The following is a 7,386-nucleotide window of genomic DNA, read 5'->3' as shown; positions in this document are numbered from 1 at the left end:
CTGGCGGGCTGGTGGGGGCGATCGCTTTGGGCTCAGATCGGACGCCGTCTTTGGCAGTGGCTGACCACTTGGCCTCAATTGGCCTGGGCGGGAGTGGCCCTCAGCTTGGCCCTGATGGGAGGGGTTGCTGGGAGCGGGGTGTTTTCCGCTTTGGGATCCCTGAGTTGGGAGGCGATTGGGGCTTTGGGAGAAGTGTTTGGGGCCACAGGCCAGATCTTGATCGCCATCCTGGCCGCCTACATCGCCTGGCGGCAGTACATCATCTCCCGCGATCTCACCATTCAGCAGAATATCATCACCCAGCAGCAGACCATCGACGCCTACTTTGAAGGCATTTCCAACCTGGTCTTGTCTCCCGATGGGCAGTTGGACGATTGGCCCCTGGAGCGGGCCATTGCTGCCGGGCGCACGGCTGCTTTGTTGAACGGGGTGGATCGCTTCGGCAAAGCCAAGATCCTGCGCTTTCTCTCCACCGCTAACCTACTCAGCCCTCTGCGGCGAGACGAACACCTGGGCCGACCTATCCTGGATGGCAAGGGGGGCTACCAGCGGGATCGCCTGCACGGGATCCGAGTGGTCAACCTGGGCACGATGCTGGAGGGAGCCGACCTGCATGGCACCCTGTTGCGGGCGGTGGATTTCAGCGAAGCCAGCCTGGAGCGGGCCAACCTGAGCGGCTGCGATCTCAGCCACACCAATCTGTGCGGAGCTAACTTGCGGAATGCCGACCTGCGCGGGGCCGATCTCTACCGCGCTTTGCTGTTTGTGGGATCCCCTCAGACGGCTTCCCCTGCTCAGCCAGGGCAAAAGCCCGATTTCAAGACCGGGGCCTACACCGGAGCTATCGTGGCAGGGGCAGATTTCCGCCAGGCTCGCCGCCTTTCCCCCGAACAACGGGCCTACCTGGCCGCCTGGGGGGCCGAGCTGGATCCCGCGTCCGAACCTCTCCTCAACTCTCCTCAGCCGCGTTTGGATCCTGCCGACAAAACGGAGTCGTTTCCCCCACCTGCCCCAAGCCCTTGAGCGAGAATAAATCGATAAGCCTGGTTCAGGGCTTTTGCCGCCGATTCTTCGGCTATTGCAACTCGCCTCTCCCTTGGGGATGAGGGCGATCCCCTTCGATTCTCAAACATGGCACGGTTGCTCACCAAGTTCTGGCTGCTGGAGCGCTATCTATTTGGGCAGATGCTCACCCCAGTGCTGACCGGTGTTGCGGGGGGAACCCTGCTGCTGCTGGTGGGCCGACTGTTTACCCTGGCCGAGCGGCTGGTCGAGGGATCCGTCCCCCCCCTGACGGTGTTGCGTCTTTTGGTTTTGGATCTGCCGGAGATGGTGGTGCTGGGCATGCCCATTGCCGCCTTCTTTGCCACCATGCTCACCTTGGGCAAGCTGAGCGGCAACAGCGAGATCACCGCTATGCGGGCAGCCGGGATCCCTTTTAGCCGGATTTTCCGACCCCTGCTGCTGGTGGGGTTGGCCATGAGCTTGAGCGCTTTTTTCATCAGCAACGTGTTGCTGCCGGCCAGCAAACAGCAAATCCGCCAGATCGATCAGCAGGCTTTGCTGGCCCAGACCGCCACCCCGGTGCAATACGATGTCTTTTTCAAAACCGAAGACAACCTCTGGTTCTTCATCCGCCAAGTGGATCCCCGGTTGAATACCATGCAAGATGTCACGATTTTGCGGGTGGATCCCTTGCCGGGGGGCAAATACCAGTTGGCGGAAGTGACCTTGGCCGCTCAGGCAGTGTGGAATGGACTGGAGTGGAGCCTCAGCGAAGGGGCAACCCACCTTTGCGGCCCCACGGGTCTCAGCATTGCCGAGCAAACGTTTCATCGCAAGCCGCTGCAAGTTTCCCAGGATCTGGCTGCCCTGATGCAGCCGCCGGTTCCCCCGAGCGAGTTGAGCTTGCCGGAGCTGGCGGAGCGGATTTCCCGCCTGGCCCGCTCCAATCTCAATACTCAGGCTCTGCGCACCGAGTTCCACATGCGCTTCTCCCTGCCCTTGGCCAGCTTTTTTGCCGTGCTGATTTCGCTCCCCCTGGGATCCAGCACTGCCCGGCGGGTGGGACGCTACGGGGGCGTCGTCTTCGGGATCCTGTTGGTGTTTGGCTACTACGTGGTGCTCAGCGTGTCTCGCAGCTTGGGAGAAGCCGGCGCCCTTCCCCCCTGGGCAGCGGCCTGGAGCTTCAACATCTTGTTCGGCGGCCTCGGCCTGCTGCTTTTGGCCCGCTTCTTGCGCTAGGGATCCACCCTAGAATCCGCCAGTCTCAGTTCTCAAGGATGTCTCGAAGAAGGCAGGGATCAACTTTCCTTTCTCTCTCCTCTCGCCTCGCGTAGCTCAGGTTTCCGTCCCCTTGCGGGGAAAAGGTAGGGATCAACAGCAGAAGACCACGCAAGTGGCCGTGGCCATTGTTCTCGAGTTTCCGTCCCCTTGCGGGGAAAAGGTAGGGATCAACAAGGAGACGTGGGACATCACCATAGAATAGTGTAAACCGTTTCCGTCCCCTTGCGGGGAAAAGGTAGGGATCAACAAGAGGCTAAATTTGCTTTTAAAAGGCCTGGAGAGGTTTCCGTCCCCTTGCGGGGAAAAGGTAGGGATCAACGGGGGCCACTACGACCCCGACTGTGATGTATATCAGTTTCCGTCCCCTTGCGGGGAAAAGGTAGGGATCAACGTCATTAGCAGGCACCACTATACTGCACCTAACATCGGTTTCCGTCCCCTTGCGGGGAAAAGGTAGGGATCAACGATAAGCATAGCGACGAATCAACATTTTTACCTCCGTTTCCGTCCCCTTGCGGGGAAAAGGTAGGGATCAACGAGTTGTTATGTCCAAGATACCCGCTTACCTCGTGCGGTTTCCGTCCCCTTGCGGGGAAAAGGTAGGGATCAACGTTGAAAACCTCCCCTGCCCTCCATGGGCAGTGGCTTGTAGTTTCCGTCCCCTTGCGGGGAAAAGGTAGGGATCAACCGACGTGGATCCGATCCCTGGTGTTACACCGGACGGGCGTTTCCGTCCCCTTGCGGGGAAAAGGTAGGGATCAACGTCGAACATAGCCATCAATGGAGTCAAAATCAATGAAAAGTTTCCGTCCCCTTGCGGGGAAAAGGTAGGGATCAACAGTTCCAAAATGGGCAACAGGTTTGCGTCGAGATTTGGCGGTTTCCGTCCCCTTGCGGGGAAAAGGTAGGGATCAACACTTCGAGAACTAGTCTTTCCCCTCACACCCAGTATCCGTTTCCGTCCCCTTGCGGGGAAAAGGTAGGGATCAACTTGTCTTTAATGATCTAGACGAATACTTGTCTCAGTGCTCAGTTTCCGTCCCCTTGCGGGGAAAAGGTAGGGATCAACTTTTTCTATCTGCCTAAGGGAGTCAAACTATTGGGCTAGCCGTTTCCGTCCCCTTGCGGGGAAAAGGTAGGGATCAACGACATAGCGAATGTACTCATGAAGGTATCCTATCTAGACGTTTCCGTCCCCTTGCGGGGAAAAGGTAGGGATCAACCGCCTTTCGCAGTTAAACCAAACGCGGTGTCCAGATCTCGTTTCCGTCCCCTTGCGGGGAAAAGGTAGGGATCAACCTCACAAACGACCAAGCTATTTCGATCATTGATCAGGGGTTTCCGTCCCCTTGCGGGGAAAAGGTAGGGATCAACGCTTTGTGCAATGCCCCTGCGGGGAAATAGGCTGTGTAATGCGGGGTTTCCGTCCCCTTGCGGGGAAAAGGTAGGGATCAACGAGTGTGGGGCTCCCTTAAGGATCATAAGGTGCTCTTGTTTCCGTCCCCTTGCGGGGAAAAGGTAGGGATCAACGCTGTAGGCCGCTGGACGATTCTCGGCAGCTTCGCCGAGAAGTTTCCGTCCCCTTGCGGGGAAAAGGTAGGGATCAACGCGGTATACAAAAGAGCAAATCATTCGTTCTTCACGGTGTTTCCGTCCCCTTGCGGGGAAAAGGTAGGGATCAACAGAACACCCAGGTGTGTGAACCTGGGTGCTGGGGGAGGACTAGTTTCCGTCCCCTTGCGGGGAAAAGGTAGGGATCAACTTCCTTATAGTGATAACCAATATATATACTCAAAAAACGTGTTTCCGTCCCCTTGCGGGGAAAAGGTAGGGATCAACCCTACCCCCGGAAAAGCTTGAATCCATGCAGTTTTCAAGGTGCGTTCGCGAGGGAGTACGGAGACTTCGTGACATAGATATTAACATTGCTCTTGGGGATAAGCGCAAGCAAGAAAATTGGGCTTTCTGAGGCTGTTATGTCTTGTTTTCGTGCCAATCATGGCAAGAGATCTAGGTTTGCCCTTGAAATCTTGAGCTAACAAAATTAGCCTGGCGATTGCTTGCCCCGACAGATCGCGCACAAAACTTTACAATTTTCGCTCTCCTGCTCAGGCCAGGGATCCCATCGGGGAGAGAGTCTGTCTAGACTGGAAAGCAGCCCTACGGGGATCCCTATGCGAATTGGCGTGCCCAAAGAGATCAAAGAGCAAGAGTTCCGTGTCGGGCTGACACCGGCGGCGGTGCGGGCCTTGACCGAGCAGGGGCACCAGGTGTGGGTGGAAACCCAAGCAGGCCAGGGGGCGGGCTTCACGGATGAGGACTACCAAAAAGCGGGGGCCAAGCTGGCTGTCACTCCTGAGGAGATCTACCGGCAGGAGCTGGTGGTGAAGGTAAAGGAGCCCTTGCCTGCCGAGTATCCTCTGCTCCATCCCGACCTCATCCTGTTTACCTATTTGCACTTGGCCGCCAGCCGCGAGCTGACCCAGGCGCTGCTGCAATCGGGGGCCACCTGCCTTGCCTATGAAACGGTGGAATTGGCAGATGGATCCCTGCCTTTGTTGGCGCCCATGAGCATGATCGCTGGGCGGCTCTCGGTGCAATTTGGCGCCCATTACCTGACCCGACAGCAGGGGGGGCGGGGCGTGTTGCTGGGCGGGATCCCGGGGGTGCCGCCGGGGCGGGTGGTGATCCTGGGCGGGGGAACCGTGGGCACTGAGGCGGCCAAAATGGCCGTAGGCTTGGGGGCGCGGGTGCAGATTTTGGACATCAACCTGCAGCGGCTGAACGAGCTGGAGCTGCTCTTTGGATCCCGTGTGGAGCTGCTCTACAGCACGGCCCAAAGCGTGGAAGAGTGTGTTCGCGAGGCCGACCTGGTGGTAGGGGCAGTGCTGGTGCCGGGAAGGCGGGCCCCGGTCTTGGTGGGAGAAGAGCTGGTGGCCCAGATGCGTCCTCGCTCCCTCATTGTGGATGTGGCGGTGGATCAGGGGGGGTGCATCGCCACCACGCGGGTTACCACCCATGCCCAGCCGGTTTACGAAGCCCACGGGGTGTTGCACTACGGCGTTCCCAACATGCCGGGGGCTGTCCCCTGGACTTCGACCCAAGCGCTGGTCAACGCCACTCTCCCCTACATCCTCAAGCTGGCCAATCTCGGCTTGCCCGCTGCTTTGGAACAAGACCCGGCCTTGGCCAAAGGGCTAAACGTCAGGGCAGGCAAGCTCATCCACCCGGCGGTGCGAGCCACCTTTCCAGACCTGGGCTAGCTCAGGCAGGGGTTGGCTCCCTGGGGAGAGATGCTACTGTCGCCAGGACAGGACATAGCGCTCCAAAGCCGCAAAAAAGGTGTAGAGCAAAATGCCCATAATGCCGAGGGCAACCAAACCCGCAAAGGCCAAAGGCACATCAAAAGAAGAACTGGCCGACACGATCAGGTAGCCCAGCCCCTGGTTAGAAGCCACCGTCTCCGAGATCACCGAGCCGACAAAAGCAAAGGAGATGGCCACCTTCAACGAGGCAAACAGGTAGGGCATGCTGTGGGGTAGCCCCACCTTGGTGAAGATCTCCCAAGAGCTGGCCCCCAACGAGCGCAGCACATCCCGCATTTCGGCTTCCACCGTCTCCAGCCCCACCGCCACATTGACTGCAATGGGGAAAAAGGCCAGCAAAAAGGCCGTGATCACCGCCGGGATCAGGCCCAAGCCAAACCAAATCGCCAGCAGCGGCACCAAAGCCACCTTCGGGATGGTGTTAAACCCCACCAGCAGCGGGTACAAACACAGATGGGCCAGGCGGGAGCTGCCGATGATCGATCCCAGCAATATCCCCCCCACCAAAGCCAGCGCAAAGGCCAGCAGCGTCGAAGTGAGGGTGGTTAGGGAGTGGCGCAGAATCACCGGGCTCCACTGGTTCATGGCTGCGAGGATCTGGGTGGGCGCCGGCAGAATGAAGCGAGGAACGTTGAACAGCCCCACCCCCACCTGCCAGAGCACAAGGGTCAAAACGATGGTGACAGCGGGCAAGACCACAGAAGCCGTTTGGGTCTGCAAAAATCGGTCAAATGATTTTTTCATGGGATCCCTCGGCAGAAATGCGCGGTAACCTGTCCAGCAAACCTTTCCAGATTTTTTGGATCAAGGGATCTTTGGCCTAATAGCTGCGCCGAATGTGCTGGCGCACTTCCGAGACCAAGCGGTGAAACTCGTCCGTCAGGCAGATCTCCAGCGGGCGTGGACGGGGCAGATCCACTTTGAGGGAAAAGATGATCTCGCTAGGCCGTGGCCCCATCACATAAATGGTATCGGAGAGGAAAACCGCCTCCCGCAAATCGTGAGTGATCAAAATGGCGGTGCAGCCGGTGCGCAGCCACAGCCGCTGCAACATTTCCCACATATCCTCGCGGGTAAAGGCATCCAAAGCGGCAAAAGGTTCGTCCAACAACAACAGCTCCGGCTGATGGATCAAAGCGCGGCACAGGGAAGCCCGCTGCCGCATTCCCCCAGAAAGCTGCCAAGGATAGGCTTTCTGAAAACCCTCCAAGCCTACGGTGGCCAGCAGCTCCAGCGCCGACTTCTCGTGCTGGGCCAGGTTTTGCTTGAAGGTGCGCTTGTAGGGCTCTACCACCTCCAACGGCAGCAACACGTTCTCCAGGGTTGTGCGCCAGGGCAGCAGCACCGGGTTTTGAAAGGCCATGCCCACACTCTTCAGGGGGCCGGCGATGGGCTGCAACTGAAAGTAGAGGGTGCCGCCATGGTCAGTGTTCAGGCCGGCCATCATCTTCAAAAGAGAAGTCTTGCCACAGCCGCTCGGCCCAACAATGGAGACAAACTCCGAGTGGGCAACAGAAAAGCTGACGTCGCGGATGATCGTGACTGGGGATCCCTTGGTGGGGTACTGCAGCGAGACGTGGCGCAACTCCAGAACGGGCTTGCCCGAAACAGCGGGGGAAGATAACCCACTTTGAACCACCCTCTGCGACTTCTCTGGATCAGAGAGCACCTCGTAGGCTTCGTTGATCTCCTTAAAGCGTTCCTCTGCCGCCTTGTTGCCGGGGTTCACGTCGGGGTGATACTGGCGGGCCAGCTTGCGATAGACGCGCTTGAT

At 58.5% G+C, this 7,386-nt stretch carries 5 protein-coding genes and 1 CRISPR repeat array; of the genes, 3 read left to right on the top strand and 2 right to left on the bottom strand.

Features of this window, described 5'->3' with window-relative positions; all coding sequences use genetic code 11:
- The 3 genes from NW843_RS09845 to ald form a co-directional block, all read left to right on the top strand.
- A partial coding sequence (locus NW843_RS09845) for a pentapeptide repeat-containing protein (RefSeq protein WP_414522827.1) occupies window positions 1-1,023 on the top strand: 1,023 nt, incomplete at its 5' end.
- A 108-nt stretch (window positions 1,024-1,131) separates the two neighbouring features.
- A complete protein-coding gene (locus NW843_RS09840; RefSeq protein WP_414522826.1) occupies window positions 1,132-2,244 on the top strand; it encodes an LptF/LptG family permease in 1,113 nt (370 codons plus the stop codon).
- A 100-nt stretch (window positions 2,245-2,344) separates the two neighbouring features.
- A CRISPR array of direct repeats spans window positions 2,345-4,125; the repeat unit is 37 nt; unit sequence GTTTCCGTCCCCTTGCGGGGAAAAGGTAGGGATCAAC.
- 335 nt (window positions 4,126-4,460) lie between these two features.
- Window positions 4,461-5,549, top strand: coding sequence for an alanine dehydrogenase (gene ald, locus NW843_RS09835; protein WP_414522825.1), 1,089 nt, complete (start codon window positions 4,461-4,463; stop codon window positions 5,547-5,549).
- Window positions 5,550-5,582: 33 nt separating this feature from the next.
- On the opposite strand, the gene NW843_RS09830 is transcribed toward ald, so the two are convergent.
- The gene (locus NW843_RS09830) at window positions 5,583-6,356 is read right to left on the bottom strand and encodes an ABC transporter permease (protein WP_414356055.1); all 774 of its coding nucleotides are present in this window, start codon (window positions 6,354-6,356) and stop codon (window positions 5,583-5,585) included.
- Window positions 6,357-6,432: 76 nt separating this feature from the next.
- Window positions 6,433-7,386: ATP-binding cassette domain-containing protein (locus NW843_RS09825; protein WP_414522824.1), on the bottom strand; the 954-nt coding region annotated here is incomplete at its 5' end.

Origin of the sequence: Synechococcus sp. R5-12 (assembly GCF_047502655.1) — a bacterium.
Lineage (GTDB): Bacteria > Cyanobacteriota > Cyanobacteriia > Thermostichales > Thermostichaceae > Thermostichus.
This window is presented reverse-complemented; position numbering and strand designations above follow the sequence as displayed.

Bases quoted from the DNA above. Each gene is read 5' to 3' on its own strand.
- NW843_RS09840 (WP_414522826.1), top strand. From the start codon at position 1,132: ATGGCACGGTTGCTCACCAAGTTCTGGCTGCTGGAGCGCTATCTATTT.
- ald (WP_414522825.1), top strand. From the start codon at position 4,461: ATGCGAATTGGCGTGCCCAAAGAGATCAAAGAGCAAGAGTTCCGTGTC.
- NW843_RS09830 (WP_414356055.1), bottom strand. From the start codon at position 6,356: ATGAAAAAATCATTTGACCGATTTTTGCAGACCCAAACGGCTTCTGTG.